The organism is Aeromonas sp. R1-2 (assembly GCF_040908505.1).
Lineage (GTDB): Bacteria > Pseudomonadota > Gammaproteobacteria > Enterobacterales > Aeromonadaceae > Aeromonas > Aeromonas veronii.
In genome coordinates this window covers 132,447-156,757 of the sequence record NZ_JBFODU010000014.1, presented here as the reverse complement: position 1 = coordinate 156,757, position 24,311 = coordinate 132,447, and the positions used below count along the sequence as shown (strand labels likewise).

General features: G+C 58.9%; 19 protein-coding genes, 1 tRNA gene and 1 riboswitch. Of the genes, 11 read left to right on the top strand and 9 right to left on the bottom strand.

Annotated features, from left to right (window positions below; genetic code table 11):
* Positions 1 to 96 precede the first annotated feature (96 nt).
* Positions 97 to 266, top strand: a riboswitch (M-box (ykoK) riboswitch).
* 122 nt (positions 267 to 388) lie between these two features.
* Positions 389 to 1,732, top strand: a complete 1,344-nt coding sequence (mgtE, locus tag AB5Y76_RS05590; protein ID WP_263717653.1) for a magnesium transporter — start codon at positions 389 to 391, stop codon at positions 1,730 to 1,732.
* 60 nt (positions 1,733 to 1,792) lie between these two features.
* Here the strand turns inward: mgtE and ppx are convergent, their stop codons facing one another.
* The 3 genes from ppx to AB5Y76_RS05575 all read right to left on the bottom strand — a co-directional run bounded on the left by ppx (position 1,793) and on the right by AB5Y76_RS05575 (position 5,932).
* Positions 1,793 to 3,283, bottom strand: a complete 1,491-nt coding sequence (gene ppx, locus AB5Y76_RS05585; RefSeq protein WP_069555280.1) for an exopolyphosphatase — start codon at positions 3,281 to 3,283, stop codon at positions 1,793 to 1,795.
* Positions 3,273 to 5,342, bottom strand: a complete 2,070-nt coding sequence (gene ppk1, locus AB5Y76_RS05580) for a polyphosphate kinase 1 (RefSeq protein ID WP_005350671.1) — start codon at positions 5,340 to 5,342, stop codon at positions 3,273 to 3,275. The genes ppx and ppk1 overlap by 11 nt, the downstream gene beginning before the upstream one ends.
* A gap of 74 nt (positions 5,343 to 5,416) precedes the next feature.
* Positions 5,417 to 5,932: a glycine cleavage system protein R gene (locus tag AB5Y76_RS05575; protein WP_069555282.1), complete on the bottom strand. Its 516-nt coding sequence runs from the start codon at positions 5,930 to 5,932 to the stop codon at positions 5,417 to 5,419.
* A 196-nt stretch (positions 5,933 to 6,128) separates the two neighbouring features.
* Here AB5Y76_RS05575 and AB5Y76_RS05570 point away from each other — a divergent pair, with 196 nt between their 5' ends.
* From AB5Y76_RS05570 to AB5Y76_RS05550, 5 genes are all read left to right on the top strand, one after another.
* On the top strand, positions 6,129 to 7,007 hold the full coding sequence (locus AB5Y76_RS05570; RefSeq protein ID WP_263717654.1) for a DUF2726 domain-containing protein: 879 nt from the start codon (positions 6,129 to 6,131) through the stop codon (positions 7,005 to 7,007).
* Positions 7,008 to 7,275: 268 nt separating this feature from the next.
* Positions 7,276 to 8,697, top strand: coding sequence for a sigma-54 dependent transcriptional regulator (locus AB5Y76_RS05565; protein WP_031227792.1), 1,422 nt, complete (start codon positions 7,276 to 7,278; stop codon positions 8,695 to 8,697).
* 106 nt (positions 8,698 to 8,803) lie between these two features.
* Entirely contained in the window at positions 8,804 to 9,838 is a 1,035-nt protein-coding gene (locus AB5Y76_RS05560) for a PAS domain-containing sensor histidine kinase (RefSeq protein ID WP_005334126.1), read from the top strand.
* Positions 9,835 to 11,178 carry a sigma-54 dependent transcriptional regulator gene (locus AB5Y76_RS05555; RefSeq protein WP_108614389.1) on the top strand — a complete coding sequence of 448 codons (1,344 nt, stop codon included), beginning with the start codon at positions 9,835 to 9,837 and terminating at the stop codon, positions 11,176 to 11,178. The genes AB5Y76_RS05560 and AB5Y76_RS05555 overlap by 4 nt, the downstream gene beginning before the upstream one ends.
* A 141-nt stretch (positions 11,179 to 11,319) precedes the next feature.
* Complete coding sequence (locus AB5Y76_RS05550; RefSeq protein WP_368177692.1) at positions 11,320 to 12,081, top strand: Nif3-like dinuclear metal center hexameric protein; 762 nt, start codon at positions 11,320 to 11,322, stop codon at positions 12,079 to 12,081.
* A gap of 117 nt (positions 12,082 to 12,198) precedes the next feature.
* Here the strand turns inward: AB5Y76_RS05550 and purN are convergent, their stop codons facing one another.
* Together purN and purM are read right to left on the bottom strand one after the other, a co-directional pair.
* On the bottom strand, positions 12,199 to 12,837 hold the full coding sequence (gene purN, locus AB5Y76_RS05545) for a phosphoribosylglycinamide formyltransferase (protein WP_263717655.1): 639 nt from the start codon (positions 12,835 to 12,837) through the stop codon (positions 12,199 to 12,201).
* A gap of 32 nt (positions 12,838 to 12,869) precedes the next feature.
* Positions 12,870 to 13,907 (bottom strand): phosphoribosylformylglycinamidine cyclo-ligase, encoded by a 1,038-nt coding sequence (gene purM / locus AB5Y76_RS05540; RefSeq protein ID WP_120415223.1) that lies wholly within the window; start codon positions 13,905 to 13,907, stop codon positions 12,870 to 12,872.
* Positions 13,908 to 14,083: 176 nt separating this feature from the next.
* Here purM and upp point away from each other — a divergent pair, with 176 nt between their 5' ends.
* From upp to hda, 3 genes are all read left to right on the top strand, one after another.
* On the top strand, positions 14,084 to 14,710 hold the full coding sequence (upp, locus tag AB5Y76_RS05535) for a uracil phosphoribosyltransferase (RefSeq protein ID WP_005334115.1): 627 nt from the start codon (positions 14,084 to 14,086) through the stop codon (positions 14,708 to 14,710).
* A gap of 150 nt (positions 14,711 to 14,860) precedes the next feature.
* Complete coding sequence (locus tag AB5Y76_RS05530; RefSeq protein ID WP_263717656.1) at positions 14,861 to 15,880, top strand: DUF2066 domain-containing protein; 1,020 nt, start codon at positions 14,861 to 14,863, stop codon at positions 15,878 to 15,880.
* A 102-nt stretch (positions 15,881 to 15,982) separates the two neighbouring features.
* Positions 15,983 to 16,684, top strand: a complete 702-nt coding sequence (gene hda, locus AB5Y76_RS05525) for a DnaA inactivator Hda (protein ID WP_021231044.1) — start codon at positions 15,983 to 15,985, stop codon at positions 16,682 to 16,684.
* 248 nt (positions 16,685 to 16,932) lie between these two features.
* Here the strand turns inward: hda and aceA are convergent, their stop codons facing one another.
* From aceA to AB5Y76_RS05505, 4 genes are all read right to left on the bottom strand, one after another.
* Positions 16,933 to 18,246, bottom strand: a complete 1,314-nt coding sequence (gene aceA / locus AB5Y76_RS05520) for an isocitrate lyase (RefSeq protein ID WP_005344572.1) — start codon at positions 18,244 to 18,246, stop codon at positions 16,933 to 16,935.
* A 72-nt stretch (positions 18,247 to 18,318) separates the two neighbouring features.
* Positions 18,319 to 19,926 carry a malate synthase A gene (gene aceB / locus AB5Y76_RS05515; RefSeq protein WP_263717657.1) on the bottom strand — a complete coding sequence of 536 codons (1,608 nt, stop codon included), beginning with the start codon at positions 19,924 to 19,926 and terminating at the stop codon, positions 18,319 to 18,321.
* 688 nt (positions 19,927 to 20,614) lie between these two features.
* Entirely contained in the window at positions 20,615 to 20,755 is a 141-nt protein-coding gene (locus AB5Y76_RS05510) for a hypothetical protein (protein ID WP_005334106.1), read from the bottom strand.
* A 223-nt stretch (positions 20,756 to 20,978) separates the two neighbouring features.
* Positions 20,979 to 21,055: transfer RNA gene (locus AB5Y76_RS05505), tRNA-Pro, on the bottom strand.
* Positions 21,056 to 21,310: 255 nt separating this feature from the next.
* On the opposite strand from AB5Y76_RS05505, the gene tadA reads away from it, so the two are divergent.
* Together tadA and AB5Y76_RS05495 are read left to right on the top strand one after the other, a co-directional pair.
* Entirely contained in the window at positions 21,311 to 21,850 is a 540-nt protein-coding gene (tadA, locus tag AB5Y76_RS05500) for a tRNA adenosine(34) deaminase TadA (RefSeq protein ID WP_263717658.1), read from the top strand.
* Between the two features lie 204 nt (positions 21,851 to 22,054).
* Entirely contained in the window at positions 22,055 to 24,292 is a 2,238-nt protein-coding gene (locus AB5Y76_RS05495; RefSeq protein WP_263717659.1) for an ABC transporter permease subunit, read from the top strand.
* Positions 24,293 to 24,311 lie beyond the last annotated feature (19 nt).

Below are 24,311 nucleotides of genomic sequence, written 5' to 3'. Positions count from 1 at the left end.
TTGCCGTTTCCCATTTAATGGGAGCTGCGGGGTTGACCTCCCTGCGGGATTGGATAATCATGCCGCCCGCACAACAGAGGGTTGTGCGAATTATTTGCAGCATCTCGTTAGGCGAGGCTCCTGTATAAACACAGGCCACTGATCTCACGACGTCCAGAGACGCCCAAGATCAGGACAGTTTTCATCGGATTAAGGTGTAAACCCAAGTGGCTTCCGGCATGCCGGATACGTTATACAGTGCTAAAGCTGGTACGTGGGGATGATGACACGCCGAACGGCGTCATTTCCTGCCTATTACTCGTCAATCAAATTGCTGTTTTCTTGTCGTTGCCTCCGGCTATTTCCGGAGGCATTCAGGCTCGCCTGAAATCACATGAGGATATCTGTGATGAAGAAAACACATACCATTCTTAACCGTCACCAACTGCTCGATCTGGCCGCCCTGCAGGGTTGGCTGGAACATAATCTGGATCCGGTTCAGCGCGCCGATCAACTGCTGACCCTGCGTCCGGAAGAGCTCAACTGCATCTTTGATACCCTGCCAATCCCGCAAGGGGCCGAACTGCTTGGTTCACTCTCGGCCGAGAGTGCCGGGCGCCTGTTGCTGCGGCTCCATGGCAGCATCGTCAGCGTGTTGCAGGAGGCCATTCCCCGTCGCGAGATGGTCGCCATCCTGCGCAAACTGGGTCGTCAGGATCGCACCATGTTGCTGGCTCGCTTCCCGACCCAGGCGCAGGCCATGTATTACTCCCTGCTGGATTGGCCCACCGAGTCGGTGGGGGCCAACATGCGCCACGAATATCTGGCGGTACGGGAGGAGGACACGGTCGGTCACGCCAAACAGCTGATCCACGATGCCTGGGACAATGCCCAGCTGTTTCGCCATATCTATGTGGTCAACGGGGATGGTCGTCTGCAAGGAAGCCTCTCCCTCAAGACCTTGCTGATCGCCGACCCGCTGGCCAGTGTCGCGACCCTGATGGATCGGGAGACGGTGCGGATCAATGCCCGTGCGGATCAGGAGCTGGCAGCGCGCCTGCTCATCGACCGCGACCTGTCGGTATTACCGGTCGAGGATCAGGGGCGACTGGTCGGTATTTTCCACGTTGATGATGCGGCGGATATTCTGGAGCTCGAATCCACCGAGGATGCCGAGATGCAGGGAGGATCATCACCGCTCGATACCGCTTACTTGCAGGCGACCCCCTGGCAGCTGTGGCGCAAACGGGTGGGCTGGCTGCTTATCCTGTTTGTGGCGGAAGCCTACACCGGCACCGTGCTGCGGGCATTCGAGGAGCAGCTGGAAGCGGCCATCGCGCTGGCCTTCTTTATCCCCTTGCTGATCGGTACTGGTGGTAACAGCGGCACCCAGATCACCACCACCATAGTACGAGCCATGGCGGTCGGGGAGGTGAGTCTGCGCAATCTCGGCACAGTGCTGAAAAAGGAGCTCTCCACCGGTTTGCTCATCTCGGGTGCCATTGCCATGGCGGCCTGGGTACGGGCATGGAGTCTCGGCGTCGGTCCCCAGATTGGCATGGTGGTGACCTTTACCATCATCGCCATCGTGCTCTGGAGTGCCACGGTCGCATCCATTATTCCCATGGTGCTGCGTCGTTTCCGCATCGATCCGGCGGTGGTCTCTGCGCCATTCATCGCGACACTGGTGGATGGCACCGGCCTTATCATCTACTTCGAGATGGCCAAGTGGTTGTTGCCCGAGTTGCAGTAACCGGGAGATTGAGATGCAAAAGGCAGCCAGTGGGCTGCCTTTTTCATTTATCTTTCCGGTTTAGCCTAGCTGGAACAACAGTGGCCAGCCCTGCTCCTGGCAATAACGATGCTCCTTCTCCAGATTCTGCATCAGGAGACGGTTCTCCTCGCACCAGTCGATCGGCAGGGTCACGACCAGCTGATCGCCTTGTACCGCGACTTTCCACTCGGGCAGCAGGTTGTCCTGGCGCTTGTGGTGAGCGGCGACTGCGAGGCGCAGGATGCGGATGCAGCGCAGCACCGTCTGCATGTCGTGGTTGGGCAGGGGAGGCAGCTCGGAGAGCTTGAGCCCCTTGCGCTGAAAGCGTACCAGCGCTGCCAGCAGGGCCTGATCGTCCTGGTTGAAGCCGGGCAGGTCGGTGTGTTGCAGGATATAAGCTGAGTGGCGATGAATGCCGCTGTAGTTGATGGCAAGGCCAATTTCGTGAAGCCGGGCCGCCCAGCCGAGAATGGCGCGATAGGGCTCTACTTCCATCTGCCAGGGCTCTTGCAAGGCATCAAACAGCGTCAGCACGCTCTGCTCCACCCGGGCGGCTTGTTTGCGGTCCATCCGGTAGTGGGTGCCGAGCGCCTGTGCGGTGCGTTCGCGAATATCGTGGTGCTGCAAGCGCTCCTCGAATTCATAAAGCAACCCTTCACGCAGGGCACCGTCGGAGTAGTCAAGCCGCTCGATGGGCAGCGAGGTAAACAGCCCGAGCAGGATGGCGACCGCGGCGGCAAACACCTCCTGGCGCTCCTCGGTAAGCCCTGTCAGCTTGAGGTTATCGACTCGCTTGCGCTCAATCATCAGCGCCTTGAGCCGCTCCAGCCCCTCCAGCGTGATGCTGCCGTCAGTCAGCCCTTCGCCTTGCAGTACATCCCGTACCGTACGAATGGAGCCTGAGCTGCCAAGGCAGCTCTGCCAGCCCAGCTTGCGGTACTGGTTGACGATGGGGGCGAGCTGGTGCTGCGCCTCCAGCACGGCATTGGTGAAGTGCTTGTCGCTCAGCTTGCCGCTGGCAAAGAAGCTCTGGGTAAAGCTGACGCAGCCCATCTTGCGACTGGTGAGGGCCTTGTGTTCAAACCCTTCACCGATGATGAGCTCAGTGCTGCCGCCGCCGATATCGATCACCAGTACCTGGCCCTCGATATGCTGGGTATGGGCGACCCCCTGATAGATGAGCCGTGCTTCTTCCTGCCCGCTGATGATCTCGATGGGGTGGTTGAGCACCTTGGCCGCTTCGCTGACGAACTCGCGCGCGTTGCTGGCACGGCGCAGGGTATAGGTACCTGCGATGCGGATCTGGTCCGGTTTGATGTTGGTGAGCCGCTCGGCAAACAGTGACAGGCAGGCGAGGCCGCGTTCCATCGCCTCCGGGCTCATCCGCTTCTGCTCATCCATCCCTTCCGCCAGCCGTACTCGCTCCTTGATGCGATCGACGATGCGAAAACGCCCTTCGCTCAGATGGGCGATCACCATATGAAAACTGTTGGAGCCGAGATCCACGGCGGCATAGAGACTATTGTCCATTGTTTGACTCGATACGTTTGAGATAGTCGTAAATCGCCACCTGAGAGCGGATCTTGCGGCGGTTACCCCGCTTCACATATTCGTTCTGCTGGTCGGCATCAATGACCCGCGCCTTGCAGGTATCACTCAGTTGTAGTTCGAGAATATCCATGATGCGCTGCTTGAGGCGCTCATCATAAATGGGAGTGCCCACCTCGATCCGGCCGTCGATATTGCGGCTCATCCAGTCGGCGCTGGAGATATAGAGCTGGGGGTTGCCCTTGTTGTGGAATACCATCACCCGCGGGTGCTCGAGGAAGCGGTCTATGATGCTGATCACCTTGATGTTGTCACTGAGGCCCGGTACGCCCGGACGCAGGGCGCACATGCCACGGATGATCATCTGGATCGGTACTCCCGCCTGCCCGGCGGCATAGAGGCGGTTGATGAGATCCTTGTCCACCAGATTGTTGATCTTGAGGATGATGCCGCTCGGCTGACCCGCCTTGGCGTTGGAGAGCTCGTTGTCGATGAGACGATAGAGCTGACGGCGGCTGTTGATGGGGGAGACCAGCAGGTGGTTGAATTTGTATCGCTTATAGGGGTACTCGATGTATTCAAACACCCCTTCCACTTCGGCGGTGATATCCGGATTGCGGGTCAGCAGTGAGAAGTCGGTGTAGATCTTGGCGGTCTTCTCGTTGAAGTTGCCGGTACCGATATGGGCATAGCGCACCGCCTCGCCATTTTCGTGGCGGGTGATGAGGCAGAGCTTGGAGTGGATCTTGAGGCTCGGCACCCCGAACACCACCTTGACCCCGGCATCGGTGAGAATATTGGCCCAGTCGATGTTGGCCGCTTCGTCGAAACGGGCGCGCAACTCGACCACCACGGTCACCTTCTTGCCGTTGTTGGCGGCATCGATGAGGGAGTGGATGATCCGCGACTTCTTGGCCACCCGATAAATGTTGATGCGAATGGCGCTGACCGCCGGATCGAACGCCGCCTGGCGCACCAGCTCGGTGAAGTGGTGGAACTTGTGGTACGGGTAGTAGAGCAGGATATCCTGCTTGGTAATCGCATCGAAGGCGTTGACGAAGCCGTCAAAATCGCGGCAATCCAGCGCCGGCAGCTTGGGGTTTTCCAGATAGTCACGGCCCACGTTGGGGAAGCCAATGAAATCCTTGAAGTTGTGGTAACGCCCACCCGGCATGATGGCATCGTAGGAGCTGATCTGCAGCTTGAGCTTCAGGAAGCTTATCATGGCAGCGGGCATCTCCCGCTCGTAGACGAAGCGCACCGGCATGGCGGTGAGGCGCTGCTTCAAGCCATCACTCATCTTGTCCACCAGGCTCAAGTCCAGCTGGTCGGAGAGATCGTATTCGGCATCCCGGGTCAGCTTCACCGCATAGGCGGCAATCTCGTCGTAGTCGAAGAAGCCTTTGAAAATCTCGTCGAGACAGAAGCGGATGACGTTATCCAGAATGATGATCTGCTTCTTGCGGCGGGTCCCTTCCGGCGGCAGCTGGAAGAAGCGGGGCAGGTCGTCGGTCGGCACTTCCACCAGGGCGTACTGGATCACCTGACCGTTCTTCTTCATCTCGATGGCCAGATAGGTGTACTCATCCTTGAGGAATTTGACCGGATTGACCTCTTTGTTGAGCAGGATCGGGATGATGTGACGCAGCACCTTCTCCTTGAAGAAGACCCGCAGCCACTTCTGAATGGCATCGGAGAGCTGGTTCTCGTTTACCAGGAAGATGTTGTGGCGAGCGAGCGCAATCAACAGCTCCTTATAGGTGTTGTCGAACGCTTCACCGAGCGCCATCACCTTCTGCTGGATGGCGCGCAGCAGCACTTTCGCTTCATCGTCGCCACCATGTACTTCATTGATGAGGATGCGACGCTTGACGTCCGATACCCGTACCTTGAAGAACTCATCCTGGTTGGAGGAGAAGATCCCCAGAAAACGAACCCGCTCGATGAGGGGCACCGTCTTGTCCATTGCCTCTTGCAACACCCGTTCATTGAATGAGAGCCAGCTCAGCTCTTTCTCTTCATACTGCTTGTCGGTGCTCATCTTGTGCCTCTGTTTCAGGTCGCGTCTGCGCGGCAGTTATGGCGTTAATATATGACAAATAAATGACAGTATTGTTACTGCTCGCTGAACCCTTCGTCGATGTCGACCACCAGATCGTCGGAGAGGGATTCCAGCGCGGTGATAAGCGTATCCATCGCGAGCCCGTCGGGCAGGGCAACCAGCGCATGGGCATAGAAGAGCGGGGCGCCGGAGTGGGGAGCCGGTTCACAGCCGGTGGTGAGATCGGCCACGTTGATCTCGAGCTGGCGCAGGATACTGGCTACTTCATGGACGATGCCGGGGCGGTCGTTGCCGGTCACTGTCATCATGACTTGATGAGCTGGCTCGGCGGTAGGTGTCCCTTCGGCAAAGCTGATGGTCAGACCCGGTAGCAGGGCCAGTGCTTCGCACAGGCTCCGATAGTGCTCATCGGGGACAGAGACATGGAGGATACCGGCAAACTGGCCCGCCAGTTCGCTCATGGCGCTGCCCAGCCAGTTACCCTGCTCGCGGCTGATGACTGCAGCCAGACTCTCGACAATCCCGGGTTTGTCTGCACCGATCACGGTGACCACCAATTGCTTTTGCATCCTGCTCTCCTTGAAATGGGATTTTGTGCTCTATCCCTATTGTGCCTGCTGGGGCTGGTCATATGAACCCCCGCCTGCTGACAAATAGATAAAAAGACGGGACTTTTCACTTTCTATACACGGGTCTGCTGCCTTGCTCCGTGGCGGCTGTGGTAAAGTAATTCCCCTTTCGTGTCGTGAACTGGATCGTGCTCTCATGAATACCCTTGTCCTATCGGGATTGTTGTTGCTGGCGCTGCTTGTGCTGGCGATCTTCTGGAGCAGAGGCAGACAGCAAAAGCGCCTGCCCTATGATATGCAGGAGACCCTGTTCAGTCCCGCCGAGCGATCCTTCCTCGGGGTGCTGGATCTGGCGGTGGGTGACAAGGCCCGGGTCTTTGCCAAGGTGCGGGTGGCCGATGTGCTGACGCCGCAGGCCGGGATCGGCAAAAGCAAATGGCAGCAGTACTTCAACAAGATCAGCGCCAAGCATTTCGACTATCTGCTTTGCCACCCCGCGGATCTCTCCTTTATCTGCGCCATCGAACTCGATGACAGCTCCCATCGTCACCAGAAGCGCAAGGCGCGGGATTTCTTTCTGAAAACCGCCTGCGACAGCGCCGGTCTGCCGTTGCTGCAGATCCCGGCAAGTGCCAGCTATCTGGTGGAAGAGCTGCGCGAACAGATCCTGCCGCTGCTGGTCAAAACCAGCGAACCGTTGATCGACGATCTGCCGCACGGAGCGCGCCGCGAGCCCACATTCAACCCTCTGCTGCTGGACGGCGTGGATGTCGGTGCCGGGATGCGTGGTCGCACTGCCCATGCCGAGGCGATCTCGCCTGCGTCGCTCCGCGAGCCCACCATCCAGGCCAAGGGGGTGGTGGAGACGCCACAGAGTGAGGGGGAGCTGGTCGATGGCTTGTTCGCCGATGTGGAAGATGATGAAGAGCACGAGGTACACCACTGCCCTCGTTGTGATGCGCCGCTGGTGGAGCGGGAGGCGAAAAAAGGCCCCCACGCCGGTCGACTCTTTCTGGCTTGCAGCCGTTTTCCCGAGTGCCGTTACGCGGCGCCGCACCACCATAATCGCCACTGAGTGCGCTTCACCGTGTTGCATGCTGCCCTCTGACGAGGGCAGTTTTCTTTCCGCCATTGGCGGCGTTTGTTAACGGCGCCAATGCAGAAAATTCCTCGGCAAAATTTATCTAATCTCCCGTTTCTGTCGATACACTTAGCCTGAATACGACAATTTTTGACAATGTGTCGGAATTTTGGCACTTTGTGTGCCAGCAAAAAGACAGTCGGTAGCTGTTTTATCATTAAATAAAACAATAAGTTAGTTCAGGACATCGCGAGGAATGGATATGGTGGAGATGGGCGTGTTGATTGTTGATGCCGATGCGCAGCGGCGCCAACAGTTGGGAACCGTGCTCTCGTTTATGGGGATCCCGTGGCAGGAGGTGGCACAAAGCGATCTGGATGTGGCCATCGAATCCTCCGGTCCGCTGCAAGGGGTGCTGGTGGGTGAGCTGACCGACCGTCCCTTGTCAGAGCTGCTGGCTGCCTTCCCCCGTACCCCCTTCCTCTCGCTGGTTGAGGCCGATCTGCCCAACAGTAACTTTATCGGGGTCGCGCTCTCGCCTTTTACCTATGAATCCCTCACCCGTCATCTGCACTTCTGTCAGGCCTTTGTATCCTTGCATCCCCGTCAGCAGACCCATGACAAGGGGCAGGCCCTGCTGCGTTTGCTGGTGGGTAAAGGGAAGGGGATCCAGGAGGTACGCCGCCTCATCAGCCAAGTGGCCGAGACCGATGCCAACGTGCTGATCCTCGGGGAGTCCGGCACCGGTAAAGAGGTGGTGGCGCGCGCTATCCACGAACTCTCTTCCCGCAGCAGTGGCCCCTTCGTGCCCATCAACTGCGGCGCTATTCCGGCCGAATTGCTGGAGAGCGAACTGTTTGGCCATGAGAAGGGGGCGTTTACCGGCGCCATCGCGGCTCGTCGCGGTCGCTTCGAGCTGGCGCAGGGGGGCACCCTGTTCCTCGACGAGATCGGCGACATGCCGATGCCGATGCAGGTCAAATTGCTGCGGGTATTGCAGGAGCGGCTGTTCGACAGGGTTGGTGGCGGCAAGCCCATTCAGGCCGATGTGCGCATCATCGCAGCAACCCACCGGGATCTGGAGGCTATGATCCGCACCCAGGGTTTCCGCGAAGATCTCTACTACCGCCTCAACGTTTTCCCCATAGAGACGCCGCCGCTGCGGGATCGCATCGATGACATCCCGCTGCTGCTGCAGGAGCTGCTCAACCGCCATGCCGAGCAGCACCATGGCTTTATCCGGTTGACCCAGCGTGCGCTGGAGTCGCTGATGCAGTACCCCTGGCCCGGTAACGTGCGCGAGCTCTCCAACCTGCTGGAGCGGCTGTTGATCCTCTACCCGCACCAGATCGTCGATGTGGCCGATCTGCCGAGCCGTTATCGCCTGCTGCCGAGCGAGCCGCGGGATGAGCGGCTGACCGAGATGGATGAGCGGGATGCGCTGGCGGCGGTGTTTCAGGATCCGCCCGAGCTGGATCACGCCCTCGCCTCGGCCCGCACCATGCAGTTGCCGGAGGAGGGGGTCAACCTCAAAGAGATGCTGGCCGACCTTGAAGTGGAGCTGATCCGTCAGGCGCTGGAGTCTCAGGATGGGGTGGTGGCCCGCGCCGCCGATCTGCTCGGCATGCGCCGTACCACCCTGGTGGAGAAGATGAAAAAGTACGGGATGAGCAAGGACGTCTGAGGGTCAAAGCCTTGACGCTAATGCGCAATTCATTGTTTTAATTCATATAATTTAGTGGCATGGAAATTGAATAACCTGACCCAATAGCCAGTTTGAGGTCAGGTTTATGACAATCCAGCAGCAGGACATGCCACTCCAGTCCCACGAAGTGAGCCAGCTCTATGCCATCTTCAAGGCGCTCCCCACCGGGGTGTTGCTGCTTGACGGGGCAGGGGTGGTCACCCGCGCGAACCCGGCGGCCATCTCCCTGCTGGGGGAGCCGCTGGAAGGGGAGCTCTGGCGTCACATCATTGCCCGCTGCTTCGAGCCGCGCGAGGATGATGGCCACGAGATCTCCCTGCGCGACGGGCGCCGGGTCCAGCTCTCGACCCAACCGCTGCCGGATCAGCCCGGCCAGCTGGTCTTTATCAATGACCTGACCGAAACCCGTAAACTGCAAGACCGCATCAACCATATGAAGCGGCTGTCGGCGCTGGGCAATATGGCGGCCTCGCTCGCCCACCAGATCCGCACACCGCTCTCCGCTGCCATGCTCTATGCCGCCAATCTGGCGAACCGCACCCTCAAGCCGGAATCTCGCACTCAGTTTCAGCAAAAGCTGATGGCCCGTTTGCAGGATCTGGAGAAGCAGATCAACGACATCCTGCTGTTTGCCCGCAACGGTGACAATCAGGTGGTCACCCCCATCTCGGTACAAGGGCTGCTGGCCGAAGTGCAGGCCGGTGCCGAGGCCTTCTGCCAGCAACAGGGCTGCGAGCTGCACATGGAGGCGCCGGAGCCCGATCTCTGTCTGCTGGCCAACAGCAGCGCGTTGGCGGGAGCCATCAACAATCTGATTGCCAATGCCCAGCAGGCGGGGGCCACGTCACTCTTGGTCAGCGCGGTGCGCAGCGGAGCTCGGGTGGAGATGCGGGTCATCGATAATGGCAAGGGGATCCCTTCCCATCAGCTCGGTCAGGTATTCGAACCCTTCTTTACCACTCGCTCCCAAGGCACTGGTCTCGGACTGGCGGTGGTGCAATCTGTAGTGCGTGCCCATCAGGGGGAGGTCGGTGTGGCCTCGGTTCCCGGTGAAGGCACCTGCTTTACTCTGTCGTTCCCCCTGCACCAGCAACCGGTGCAGCTTGGAGGTGTAGCATGACACAGGCCAGGATCCTGGTAGTTGAAGATGACAATGGCCTGCGCGAAGCGCTGGTGGATACCCTTTTGCTCGGCGGTTATGAGTGCCGTGAAGCGGACAGCGGCGAGCGGGCTTTGCTGGCCCTCTCCCGTCAGCCGTTTGACATGGTGATCTCCGATATCCAGATGGGGGGAATGGACGGTCTCACCCTGTTGGCTACCATCCGCCAGCAATATCCGCAGATACCTGTGCTGCTGATGACCGCCTACGCCAACATCGATGGTGCGGTGCGCGCCATGCGGGAAGGGGCCATCGACTATCTGGCCAAGCCGTTCTCGCCGGAGGTGCTGCTTAATCAGGTCAGCCGCTATGTGCCCGCCCAGAAGGTAGAGAAACGCGCCGTGGTCTACGGGGATCCCAAAACTGCCGAGCTGTTCCAGCTGGCGACCCGGGTGGCCAGAAGCGAAGCGACCGTGATGGTGACCGGCCCGAGCGGGACGGGGAAAGAGGTGCTGGCCCGTTACATTCACGATAACTCCAGCCGCGCCGAGCAGCCTTTCGTCGCCATCAACTGCGCCGCCATTCCGGAAAACATGCTGGAGGCGACCCTGTTTGGCTACGAGAAGGGGGCGTTTACCGGCGCGGTACAGGGGTGCCCGGGCAAGTTCGAGCAGGCACAGGGGGGCACCCTGCTGCTTGACGAGATCACCGAGATGGATCAGGGGCTGCAAGCCAAGTTGCTGCGGGTGTTGCAGGAGAAAGAGGTGGAGCGGCTCGGCAGTCGCAAGATGATCCCGCTGGATGTGCGGGTCATCGCTACCAGCAACCGGGATTTGAAAAAAGCGGTGCAGGATGGCCTGTTTCGCGAAGATCTCTACTATCGCCTCAACGTCTTTCCGCTGCGCTGGTCTGCCCTGTGTGAGCGGCCTGGGGATATTCTGCCGCTAGCGGAGCACCTGCTGGCCCTCCATGCCAGTCAGCAGGGGCTGCCGACACCACAGCTGACGGATGCCTCGCGGGAGCGACTGCTGGCCCACCCCTGGCCCGGCAATGTGCGGGAGCTGGACAACGTGGTACAGCGTGCCCTGATCCTCAGCCCCGACGGGATCATTGATTGTGACCACCTCATTCTGGAGGAGCTGGACGAGCAGGAGATGGAGTTTGTCAGCGTGGAGCGCAGCTATGGCGGCGATCGCCTCGGCAGCGAGCTCAAGCAGCAGGAGCACCAGATCATCCTCGACACCCTGCAAGATTGTAACGGCAGCCGCAAGGCGGTGGCCGACCGACTCGGCATCAGCCCGCGCACCCTGCGCTACAAGCTGGCCCAGATGCGGGAGGCGGGGATCGATCTGCCAGCCTGAGGCCGGGAGGGAAACCACACTGTGTGGGGGCTGTCATGGTCTTGACGGCCCGGCTCGATTATCATGGGGCCCTTGGCGCTTTGAGCCTGGGCCCTGTTTTTATTGGTAAAGCAGGGGACCGAGCCTTAATAAGGGACCCCTATGATCTCTCATCGAAAACTCGAAACCGTACTGAATCATCTGCTCGAACCGCACGCCATCAAGGATTACTGCCCTAACGGCTTGCAAGTGGAGGGGCGCGAGCGCATTCGCAAGGTGGTGACCGGTGTCACCGCCAGTCAGGCGCTTATCGACGCGGCGGTGGCTGCCGAAGCCGATGCCATTCTGGTCCATCACGGCTACTTCTGGAGCGGTGAACCGGCCCAGATCACCGGCATGAAGCAGCGTCGTCTCAAGACCCTGCTGACCCACGATATCAACCTGTTTGCCTACCATTTGCCGCTGGATGTCCATCCCGAGGTGGGTAACAACGCCCAGCTCGCCAAGCTGCTTGACATCAAGGTGCGTCGCGGTCTGGAGCCGTGGAACAGCAAGAGCGTCGCCATGGTGGGCAAGCTGGAAGAGCCGATGAGCGGTAGCGATTTTGCCAAGCTGATTGCCGAGCACCTTGGCCGTGAACCACTCTATTGTGGCGATACCGGCCCCGAGCTTATCCGTTCCGTGGCCTGGTGCACCGGCGGCGGTCAGAGCTACATCAATCTGGCGGCGGAGCAGGGCATCGATGCCTTTATCTCCGGCGAAGCCTCCGAGCAGACCATTCACACCGCTCGCGAGATGGGGATGCACTTCTACGCCGCGGGCCATCACGCCACCGAGCGTTACGGCGTCAAGGCGCTGGGGGAGTGGCTGGCGACCGTGCACGGGCTAGATGTGACCTTTATTGATATCGACAATCCGGTGTAGGGTCGCTTGGCCGCGTAGCGGCGTCATCGGACCTGACTTAAGCCATCGCGCGGTAGGTAGAAATGACAAGGGAGGCTTAAGCCTCCCTTGTTGTATCTGACATGCAGTTGTTAGCGGTTACTCGCAGGCGTAACCAGCAGGGCCCAGCAGGGCGCCATCCAGTTGCACGGCGCCATCTACCATCTGCAGCCTGCCTTCGCAGAACCAGCGTACCACCAGCGGGTAGATGCTGTGTTCCTGCGCCTGTACCCGTGCCGCTACCTCCTCCGCCGTGTCCCCTTCAAAGATGGGCACGCGGGCCTGCAGGATAACCGGGCCACCATCCAGCTCTTCGGTGACAAAGTGGACACTGGCGCCATGCTCGCGCTCCCCATCGTCGATAGCGCGCTGGTGGGTGTGCAGTCCCTGATACTTGGGCAGCAGGGAGGGGTGGATATTGATCATCCGCCCGGCGAAATGGCGCACCAGATCGCCGCTCAATATCCGCATAAACCCCGCCAGCACCACCAGATCCGGCTGATAGTCTGCCATCAGTGCCAGCAGGGCGGCGTCATACTCCTCCCGGCTGGCAAACTGCTGCTGGGCCAGAATGGAGGTCGCCACGCCAGCTTCTTTGGCGCGAACCAGACCATAGGCATCGGCCTTGTTGCTGATGACGCCGACCACTTCACCGGCAATCTTGCCGCTGGCGCAGTGGTCGAGGATCGCCTGCAGGTTGCTGCCGCTGCCGGAGATCAGCACCAGGATGCGTTTCATAGGGGAGGTCATTTGGTTGTTGATCCGGTCATTCATTGAATGACGACCTGCTCCTCACCGTCTGCTGCCTTGGCGATATGACCGATGTGCCATGCGTTCTCGCCTTCCGCCTTGAGCAGGGTCAGCGCCTTCTCCAGCTGGTTGGCGGGCAGGGCGATGATCATGCCGACACCACAGTTGAAGGTGCGATACATCTCGTGACGGGTGACGTTGCCAGCCTGCTGCAGCCAGCTGAACACTGCCGGCCACTGCCAGCTCTGCTCGTCGATCACCGCTTGGGTGTTGGCGGGCAGGACACGGGGGATGTTCTCCCAGAAGCCACCGCCGGTGATGTGGGAGAGGGCGTGGATCTCGCACTCCTTGATGAGCTTGAGCACAGGTTTCACATAGATGCGGGTCGGCTCCAGCAAGGCATCTGCGAGGGTGCGGTCACCCAGCGGCTGATGCACGTCGGCTTTGGAGACTTCCAGAATTTTACGGATCAGGGAGAAACCGTTGGAGTGAGGGCCGCTGGCAGCCAGCGCGATCAGGGCATCCCCTTCACCGACCTTGCTGCCGTCGATGATTTCGCTCTTCTCCACCACACCGACGCAGAAACCGGCGATGTCGTAGTCTTCCCCTTCATACATACCCGGCATCTCGGCGGTCTCGCCGCCCACCAGGGCACAGCCTGATTGCTCGCAACCGGCACCGATCCCGGTGACTACCGCGGCTGCGGTGTCCACGTCCAGCTTGCCGGTTGCATAGTAGTCGAGGAAGAACAGCGGCTCTGCGCCTTGTACGATCAGGTCATTGACGCACATGGCCACCAGATCGATGCCCACGGTGTCGTGCTTCTTCAGGTCGATGGCCAGCCGCAGCTTGGTGCCCACACCATCGGTACCGGAGACCAGTACCGGCTCCTTGTAGCCCGCAGGGATTTGACACAAGGCCCCAAAGCCGCCAAGACCACCAAGGACTTCAGGACGACGAGTGCGCTTTGACACGCCCTTGATACGTTCAACCAGTGCATTGCCGGCATCGATATCTACGCCAGCATCCTTGTAGCTCAGTGAGGTTTTGTCAGTCACGAGTATTCCCCGTCATGTAAAGAAGTGGAGGGTAAAATTCGGGGCGTATTCTAACAGTGGCGGTGAAAAACCAGAAAGGAAATCGTTTGCGCGTTTTTGCGCGGAAATGCTCTACAAGCGGTGGCTTTTGTTGTATGATTCCGCGATTTTTTTGCGGCAGGTTAGAGGAGATAATAATGAAAGTCGTTGAAGTCAAACACCCCCTGGTCAAACACAAGATCGGTCTGATGCGTGAAGGCGATATCAGCACCAAGCGTTTCCGTGAACTGGCCAAAGAAGTGGGCAGTTTGTTGACCTATGAAGCGACCTCTGACTTCGAAACCGAGAAGGTTATCATCGATGGCTGGAATGGGCCAGTAGAAGTTGACCAGATCAAAGGCAAGAAGGTAACCGTCGTACCTATCCTGCGTGCCGGCCTTGGCATGATGGATGGCGTGCTGGAGCACATGCCGAGCGCCCGCGTCAGCGTGGTCGGTATCTACCGTGATGAAGAGACCCTGCAACCGGTTCCCTATTTCGAAAAGATCGTCAGCAACATCGAAGAGCGTCTGGCGCTGGTCATCGATCCGATGCTGGCCACCGGTGGTTCCATGATCGCCACTATCGATCTGCTGAAGAAGAAAGGCTGCCAATCCATCAAGGTGCTGGTACTGGTTGCCGCGCCGGAAGGGATCAAGGCGCTGGAAGCCGCTCACCCTGACGTAGAGCTCTACTGTGCTTCTGTCGATCAGGGGCTGAACGAGAAAGGCTACATCGTGCCGGGTCTGGGCGATGCAGGCGACAAGATCTTCGGTACCAAATAAGTTTATGCCTTGACCTGCTTCCCATGTGGAAGGGGTGATCGGAGCCGGCGCATCGCCGGCTCTGCTGTTTGTGGCCGCTTGTGCCAGCCTTGCCGCAGGACGCGCCTTGCCGCTACCATAAGCACACTCTCCCATTTCGAGACTCTGTTCATGTTCAAACGTGTTGTGACCGCCCTCTGCTGCGGCTTGTCATTCATGGCCTCGGCCGCTCAGGTGACCGACCTCTATCAGGGCAAGGCCCCGACCAGTGGTGACATGGTGGCCGCTCAGGGGCAGGCACTGGGTCAGGTGCTGATCAAGGTGACCGGCAAGCGCGACATCCTCACCCAGCCGGTGGTGGTCAAGGCGCTGGCGGCCCCGGGCGACTATGTCAAAAGCTATGGTTATCAGGATCAGGACTCCGTCAAGTATCTGAAAGCCGAGTTCAAGAGTGACAAGGTCAACAGCCTGGTTTCCGAGAGCCAGTTTGCCCTGCTTGGCCCGGCTCGTCCCCAAATGGCCATCTGGCTGGTGGTGGATCAGGGTGAGCGTCGCCTGCTGGCGGATCAATCCAGCGATGGTTGGGCGCAAGCCTTGCGCGAGCAGGCCCAGACGCTGGGGCTACCCATCAGCATTCCGCTGATGGATCTCGATGACAACATGGCGGTCAGTGCCACCGACGTCTGGGGACGCTTTGCCGACCCGATTTTGCAGGCAAGCCAGCGCTATGGCGCCGAGATGGTGGTGTTGGGCAAGCTGACACCGGAAGGTGACAAGTGGAGCATCGAATGGGGACTCTACGGCCCCAAAGCGGCCGGTGAAGTGACCGAGCTGACCCGTGGCAATAGCACCGGCACTCAGGCCGAAGTGGCGCAAGGGTTTGCCGATACCTTGGCGGCCTGGCTAGTGAAAAACTACGGTGCCCGCATTTCTGGTCCGGCAACCAGCCAGACCCTGGTGGTAGATGGCCTCTCCGAAGTGGACAGCATGATCGCCGTGCAGAAGATGCTGCAGGGGATGGCCAACGTCAGCAAGGTGGCGATCGGCAAGCTGGAGGGGGACCAGGTCACCTTCAACTTTACCCTGCAAGGGGATCAGGCAGAACTGGTGCGGGCACTGCAGCTCGAGAGTCGTTTGCGCAAGGTTGACGATAATGGCAGCGGTTTGCGTTACCAATGGTCGCAGCCCTGATTTTATAAGGCTTTTGTAGACCGCCCGGCTTGTCCGGGCGGTTCTCTATCAGCCTTTGCGATGATACACTTAGCCACAAATGTCACAGTCAAAGCCCAACGAGTGAAGCAACCGGCCCAACTGTCTTTAGCCGTACAACTACCGGATGATGAAACCTTCGTCAGTTTTTATCCCGGCACCAATGCTCATCTGATCACCGCCCTCAAGAATGCGGCCATCGGTCAGGGATCGCCTTTCCTCTATTTCTGGGGAGCCAAGGGATCCGGACGCTCTCATCTGCTCCACGCCACCTGTGCCGAGGTCAACGCCCGCGATGCGGCGGCGGCCTATCTCTCCCTCGATCAATTTGAACAGCTCGATCCCAGCATGCTCGATGCCCTCGAAAGCCTGCCGCTGGTCTGTCTCGACAGCCTTGAGGCGATCGCCGGCAATGCCGTGTGGGAGCGGGCGCTGTTCGATTTCTACAACCGCTGGCAGGAGAAGGGCGAGGGGACGCTGGTGGTCACCGGCTGCAGCGCACCGCGCAAACTGGGGCTGCAACTGCCGGATCTCGCCTCGCGCCTAGATTGGGGGGTGAGTTTCCATCTCGAAGAGCTGGATGATGAAGGCAAGCTCAGTGCCCTGCAGCTGCGTGCCGAGCTGCGGGGCTTCAAATTGCCCATCGATGTGGGCCGCTTCCTGCTCAACCGACTCTCCCGCGATATGCGCACCCTGCTCACCACTCTCAATCAGCTCGACAACGCCTCATTTCGCGCCAAGCGCAAGCTGACCATTCCCTTTGTCAAAGAGATCCTCGAGCTCTGAGAACCTGGCCACGTTCTTACTGCGAGGCCGTGAGCAAGGCTCATGTGCTGCTCGGAATCCTCATGTATCCATATACACTCCGGTTCCTGAGCTGCGCTTCACCTCGCTGACGACCTCTCGTCACAGACCGTGAACCGGTTCTATAGCTTTGTTCCTTCTCCCTTCGGGAGAAGGGCCTTTCAAAAAGAAACCCCGGCATCAAGCCGGGGTTTTGCTATCTCAAGGACTCTCTCAAAGAGTTCTGCCTATCAGTGGAACTGATCTTCTTCGGTGGAGCCGGTCAGTGCGGTCACCGAGGATTGGCCACCCTGAATGACGGTGGTCACCTTGTCGAAGTAACCGGTACCGACCTCCTGCTGGTGGGCCACGAAGGTGTAGCCACGGCTGGCGGCAGCAAATTCCGGCTCCTGCACCATCTCGACGTAGTGCTTCATCCCTTCGCCACGGGCGTACTGGTAGGCCAGTTCGTACATGTGGAACCACATGTTGTGGATACCCGCGAGGGTGATGAACTGGTACTTGTAGCCCATGTCGGAGAGCTCCTGCTGGAAGCGGGCGATGGTGGCATCGTCCAGATTTTTCTTCCAGTTGAAGCTCGGGGAGCAGTTGTAGGCCAGGATGCGATCCGGGAACTTGGCCTTGATTGCTTCGGCAAATTTACGCGCTTCGTCCAGATCCGGCTTGGCGGTTTCACACCACACCATGTCGGCGTAGGGGGCGTAAGCCAGACCGCGAGCGATGGCCTGATCGATACCGGCACGCACCTTGTAGAACCCTTCGGCAGTGCGCTCGCCAGTCAGGAAGTCTGCATCGTACGGGTCGGCGTCGGTGGTTAACAGGTCAGCGGCGTTGGCGTCGGTACGGGCGATCACCAGGGTGGTGGTGCCGCACACATCAGCTGCCAGACGGGCAGCAACCAGCTTCTGCACCGCTTCCTGAGTCGGTACCAGCACCTTGCCGCCCATATGACCGCACTTCTTGACTGATGCCAGCTGATCTTCGAAGTGCACGCCAGCGGCGCCCGCTTCAATCATCCCCTTCATCAGTTCGAAGGCGTTCAGCACGCCGCCGAAACCGGCTTCAGCATCGGCCACGATCGGCAGGAAGTAGTCGATAAAGCCCTCATCCTGAGGTCCTACCTTGTTGGCCCACTGGATCTGGTCGGCACGGGCAAAGGAGTTGTTGATGCGCTCCACCACGGACGGTACGGAGTTGGCCGGGTAGAGGGACTGATCCGGATACATGGTGGAGGACAAGTTGTTGTCCGCCGCCACCTGCCAGCCGGAGAGGTAGATCGCCTCGATCCCCGCCTTGGCCTGCTGTACCGCCTGACCACCGGTCAGGGCGCCGAGGCAGTTGACATAGCCTTTTTTGGCGTCGCCGTGGATCAGACCCCACAGCTTGTCGGCACCACGCTGGGCCAGGGTGTGCACCGGCTGCAAGCTGCCGCGCAGGTTTACCACGTCTTCGGCGCTGTAGCCGCGCTTGATCCCTTTCCAGCGGGGGTTTTCCGCCCAGTCTTTCTCGATAGCCTGGATCTGTTGCTCACGGGTCAGTGCCATATCAGTTCCCTCTTTCATTGATTTCACGTTTCCATTGACTTGTTATTGGCGAGCCCCGCTGGGGCCCGTGATTCAGAGCCGCTCGTAACCGGGCAGCGTCAGAAAATCGATCAGGGTGTCGGCGCAGGTGATCTCTTCCATTAGTTCGCTCGCCTCGGCAAAGCGTCCTGCCTGCCAGCGTGCTGTGCCCACCTCGGCTTTGACCACCTCCAGCTCCTCGGCCAGCATCTGGCGGAACAGCTCTTTGGTCACCACCTTGCCGTTCGACAGGCTCTTGCCGTGGCGGATCCACTGCCAGATGGAGGTGCGGGAGATCTCGGCGGTGGCGGCATCTTCCATCAGACCGTAGATGGGCACGCAGCCGTTGCCGTTGATCCAGGCTTCCAGATATTGCAGGGCGACCCGGATATTGGTGCGCATCCCCGCCTCGGTGCGCTCGCCCTCACAGGGTGCCAGCAGGTCGGCGGCAGTGATGGGGGCATCCTGCTCGCGCAGCACGCCGATCTGGTTCTTGGCACCAGCAGCAATGGTGGCGTTGAACACCGCCATGGCGGTATCGGCAAGGCCAGGGTGGGCGACCCAGGTACCGTCGTGGCCGTTGTTGGCTTCGCGCTCCTTGTCGGCCTTGACCTTGGCGAAGACCTGCTCGTTGACAGCGGCATCCTTGGCCGGAATAAAGGCGGCCATACCGCCCATCGCCAGCGCACCGCGCTTGTGGCAGGTCTTGATCAACAGCCGCGAGTAGGCGGAGAGGAACGGCTTGTCCATGGTCACCATCTGACGATCAGGCAGTACCCGATCCGGATGGTTCTTCAAGGTTTTGATATAGCTGAAGATGTAGTCCCAACGGCCGCAGTTCAGCGCAACGATGTGATCCTTCATCTGATAGAGCAGCTCATCCATCTCGAATACGGCTGGCAGGGTTTCAATCAGCACGGTGGCCTTGATGGTGCCACGGGGCAGACCGAACTTGTCCTCGGTCCAGGCGAACACCTCGCTCCACCAACGCCCTTCCAGATGGCTCTGCAACTTGGGCACGTAGAAGTAGGGGCCCGAGCCTTTGGCCAGCAGCGCCTGGTAGTTGTGCAGGAAGTAGAGGGCAAAATCGAACAGACCGCCGGGGATGGGCTCGCCATCGAAGGTGACATGTTTTTCCGGCAGGTGCAGACCGCGCACCCGGCAGATGAGCACCGCCGGATTGGGGGTCAGGGTGTAGGCCTTTCCTTCCGGACTGGTGTAAGAGATGGTGCCGTTGACCGCATCTCGCAGGTTGATTTGGCCCTCGATCACCTTATTCCAGGCGGGAGCCAGTGAATCCTCGAAATCTGCCATGAACACCTTGACGTTGGCGTTGAGGGCGTTGATCACCATCTTGCGCTCGACCGGGCCGGTGATCTCCACACGGCGGTCTTGCAGGTCGGCGGGAATGCCGCGAATGGTCCAGTCACCTTCACGGATGTGGGCGGTTTCCGGCAGGAAGTCCGGCAGCTCGCCGCCATCGATACGGGCCTGGCGTGCCACACGTTGTTTCAGCAATTCCCCTCTTTGGGGAGCAAAACGTTCCACCAGTTCGGAGACCAGAGCCACCGCGTCCGGCGTCAGAATTTGCGCGTATTCGGGTAGCATCTCGCCCTGGATGCGAAGGCGGGCGCTGCAGTGGGTCTGAGCCGGTGCCGACATAAGGTTCACTCCTTTGAGAATTACATTTTGAACTTACTAACTACGACTAAAGTCGAATCCCTGTTCCTGAAACGTTCCCGCAACAACGGGGTAACACGATTGATAAGGTGCGAAATATTGTTGAGTACGTCAACAGTTTTTTTTAAACGCTTGTTTTTTGGATATGGTTAAGTTGATGTTTTTTATTGCTTTATTGGGTTGGTATAAAAGCTCTACGCAGATGGTTATGCTCCTGCTTTTTCCCATCGGACAACGGCTAATTTGGGCCGTTACCCTGCCCCTCGCTTTGTAAGTTATTACGTAATAAAATTACAAATGCAAAAACAAATCCCGACCTAACTCCAGGCTTTGCCAAAACAGCCGTATAAAGTGCGTTTGAATGTGGCAATGAATGTTTTGCTATTGCTAGACCTAGTTGGTGAACGTGCGTTTTAAACTTGGCGTGGTGATGCAGGCTCTGTTGGCACCAGCGGTTGCAACGATGGAAAGTGAAGCGCAATAACGTAGGTTTGTATCAATTGTCGGGGGGGATGCCGGGGAGGGAAGAGGGAGACGCATCAGTCAATAATACTGCCATCCTTGATAGAATTAGCAGTTTGTCGTTTTTTGCAGATTTCTCGCCAAGGGTGTGAAACTGAGTGTGTTGAACAGGCGATGCCCCAGTGATTGAGCGGCCATCTGGCCGGGCTCAATAGTCATCATCCGGTTCGGCCAGATCGATCACATCCAGCTGGATGACCTGTTCATTTTCGCTTTCGGTGTGGCAAGGGGTGTCGTGAGGAACGGAATAAAGCGTAATGGCGGGTGCGAAATCGGTGTTCTGGTTCATGCCTGGTCCTGTGTTGCACGCAAGCCGGACAGTGATCCCTTCACTCGTGTTTCCACCTCCCTGTGTTGTCTACCGGCGGAAATTTGCGCATCTTAATGAGTTCGGTAAAAAGATTCAAGTGGTTCTGAGTGTTTTTTGCGCTTGATAGGCGGGGGTCGTCAGGAGGATAAATCGGAGCCAAAAAAATAGCCCAGTCGTTTGACTGGGCTATTCTCGGGGAAAATGGTCGGTGTGAGAGGATTCGAACCTCCGACCCTCTACACCCCATGCAGATGCGCTACCTGGCTGCGCTACACACCGACGGAGTCAGACTCGGCTGACGGGGAGGAAGTCTAATAGCATGGCCAAACGGGTGCAACTCCTTTTTTATCATAGAGATGCCGATTGCTTCTTTATTGCTCAGTCGGGATGCGACTTGGGTCTGACGTGCAGATTTGGCATAATCGCCGCCCTGTCACTGCGAGCGATCATGCCTGCTATCTATAGATTCACCTGACAGGTATGAATAGCGAGAATGCAAACAGCACAATTGAACAATATAAAGAGGGGATGGGCGTGAAACCATCAGAGGTCCCAGAAATACCGAGTCAGACCGAGCAGGACGAACAGTGGATGCGCCATGCCATGGCATTGGCCGCCCGGGCCGAAGGGATTGGCGAGATCCCGGTCGGTGCCTTACTGGTGCTTGATGGTCAGGTGGTGGGAGAGGGGTGGAACCGCTCCATCAGCGAACACGATGCCTGTGCCCATGCCGAGGTGATGGCGATCCGGGCGGCGGGTAAGCAGCTGGCGAACTACCGCCTGCTCGACACCACTCTTTATGTGACGCTGGAGCCCTGCTGTATGTGTGCCGGTGCGCTGATCCATAGCCGGGTCAAGCGGGTGGTTTACGGCGCCCGAGATCTCAAGACCGGTGCCGCGGGGTCGGTGTTCGAGATCTTGCAGGACCCGCGCCACAACCACAGTGTCGAGCTGACCGGTGGTGTGCTGGCCGATGCCTGCTCGGCTCAGTTGTCGGCCTTCTTCAAGCGCCGTCGAGCCGAGAAAAAGGCGGCCAAACTGGCGCTGCAACAATCAAACGATACCCTTTCCTGAATCATTCGGGGGCAGCGCAGGCTGCCCTTGCTGATTATCTGCATAAATATCCCTTTATAAACAATATATTACGCTCGCCCGCCTTCGGAGGAATCCCCGCCCATTTTTCCGCTAACAACCTCTGTTAAAGCGTTCTCGATGTAACAAAACTGTCATGCAACCGCCATATAATGCCGCGAAGCCTAGCTTACATTGAGGTCTTGCATGTCATCGGAATCGTTAAACCTGGTCATGGCGGGCAGTAGAAAACGCCGGATCAAGGATAAATTGGCCAAATATGGCGTCACCACAGGCGGAGCCCTGGTACTGGTGGCGCTGCTGCTCATCTTCTTTTATCTGCTCTATGTGGTGAAACCCATCTTCAATGGCGCCTCTATGGAGCCGACAGCCTCGTTTACCCTGCCTGCCGCAGGGAAGACCGCCTGGCTCGGCGTGGAAGAGCAGAACGAGATCGGCTATCGCTTCAGCGATAAAGGGCAGGTCAACTTCTTTGCGGTGCAGGGAGATGAGAAGATCAAGGTCGGCCAGTCACTGGGTCAGGCCCAGGTTGCTGGTGACATCACCACGGTAGCGACCCCGGCACCTGGCCAGCGGCTGATCGCCTACGGCTTTGCCGATGGTAAGGCGCAGGTCGTCCAGCCAGCGTTCAAGGTCTCCTATCCCAACGATGTGCGGGTGATTGAACCCAGCCTGCAATATCCCTTCGGCGAAGAGCCTGTGGTGATCGACCCGCAAGGGAAGGCACTGCAACTGATGGTGTTCGAAGCCACCAAGGACAAGATGGCGACCGCCGCCGTGACCGAAGATGGTCGTGGTGTGATGACGGTGATGAGCGGTGAGGAGAACTTCATCTCCGGGGAGATTGAGTGGAGCAGTGAAAACTACACGATTCCCTCCCTGCCGCGCCATGTGGATCAGATGTTGCTGACCCCCAATCTGCGGATCCTGTTCGTGCGCGAGGGCAATCGCCTCTCCGTCTATGACATTCATAACCTGAGCGAAATCTCCCTGCGCAACGTGCTGGAGATCAATGCCCCCAACGCCAATGTGACCCGGGTTCAGCTACTCTCCGGCGCCTCTTCACTGCTGGTGGGTAATGATAACGGCGTCATCTCCCAGTGGTTCGAAGTGGCGAAGGATGGCAAACGCCAGTTCACCCAAATTCGTGACTTCAAGGGCGATGGCGCGGTAGATCTGCTGACTCCCGAGCACTTTCGCAAAGGCTTCATCAGTGCCGACAAGGACGGCATCATCAGCTTCTTCCACGCCACCGGCGAGACCAAGCTGCTGACCGAGACGGTGGAAGGGGGTGAACTCTCTGCTCTGGCCATCTCCCCCCGTCACAACCTGTTGCTGATGCAGCAAGGGAACAGCTTCAAGCTCTTCTCGGTGGAGAACGAGCACCCCGAAGTGACCTGGTCTGCCCTCTGGCAACAGGTGTGGTACGAAGGGTATCCGGAGCCCCAGTATGTGTGGCAATCCACCTCCGCAAGCAACGACTTTGAAGCCAAGCTGAGTTTGGTGCCGCTGGTATTCGGTACGCTGAAAGCCTCTTTCTACGCCATGGTGTTTGCTGTGCCGCTCGGCGTGGCCGGTGCCATCTATACCGCCTACTTCATGTCGGCGGGGCTGCGCAAATACGTCAAGCCGACGGTCGAGATCATGGCGGCGCTGCCGACTGTTATCCTGGGCTTCCTGGCGGGTCTGTGGCTGGCGCCGATCATCGAGGGTGCGTTGCCCGGGGTGATCCTGCTGCTGATATTGCTGCCGATGGGGATGTTGCTGACTGCATTGCTCTGGAACTATCTGCCGGAGCGCGGCAAGTCCTTGCTGCCGGAGGGGTGGCACGCCATCCTGCTGATCCCGGTGCTGCTGCTGATTGGCTGGGGGGCCTTCGCCCTGAGCCCGCTCATCGAGAATGCCTTTATGCACGGCGATTCGCGCATCTGGCTGACTCACGAAATGGGCATCAAGTTTGACCAGCGCAACTCGCTGGTGGTCGGTATCGCCATGGGCTTTGCGGTCATCCCCACCATCTTCTCCATTGCTGAAGATGCGGTCTTCTCGGTGCCCAAGCATCTGACCCAGGGCTCGCTGGCACTGGGGGCCACCCCGTGGCAGACCCTGAGCCGGGTGGTGATCCTCACTGCCAGCCCGGGCATCTTCTCGGCGGTGATGATGGGCCTTGGCCGCGCCGTGGGCGAGACCATGATCGTGCTGATGGCTACCGGCAACACCCCCATCATGGACTTCTCCATGTTCCAGGGGCTGCGCACCCTCGCCGCCAACATCGCGGTGGAGATGCCGGAATCGGAAGTGGGCAGCTCCCACTATCGGGTACTGTTCCTCGCGGCCTTCGTCCTGTTTGTGTTCACCTTTTTGTTCAACACCCTGGCCGAGTTTGTCCGTCAGCGGTTGCGTGAAAAATACAGCTCGATGTAAGGGGCGACTCTGTAATGGA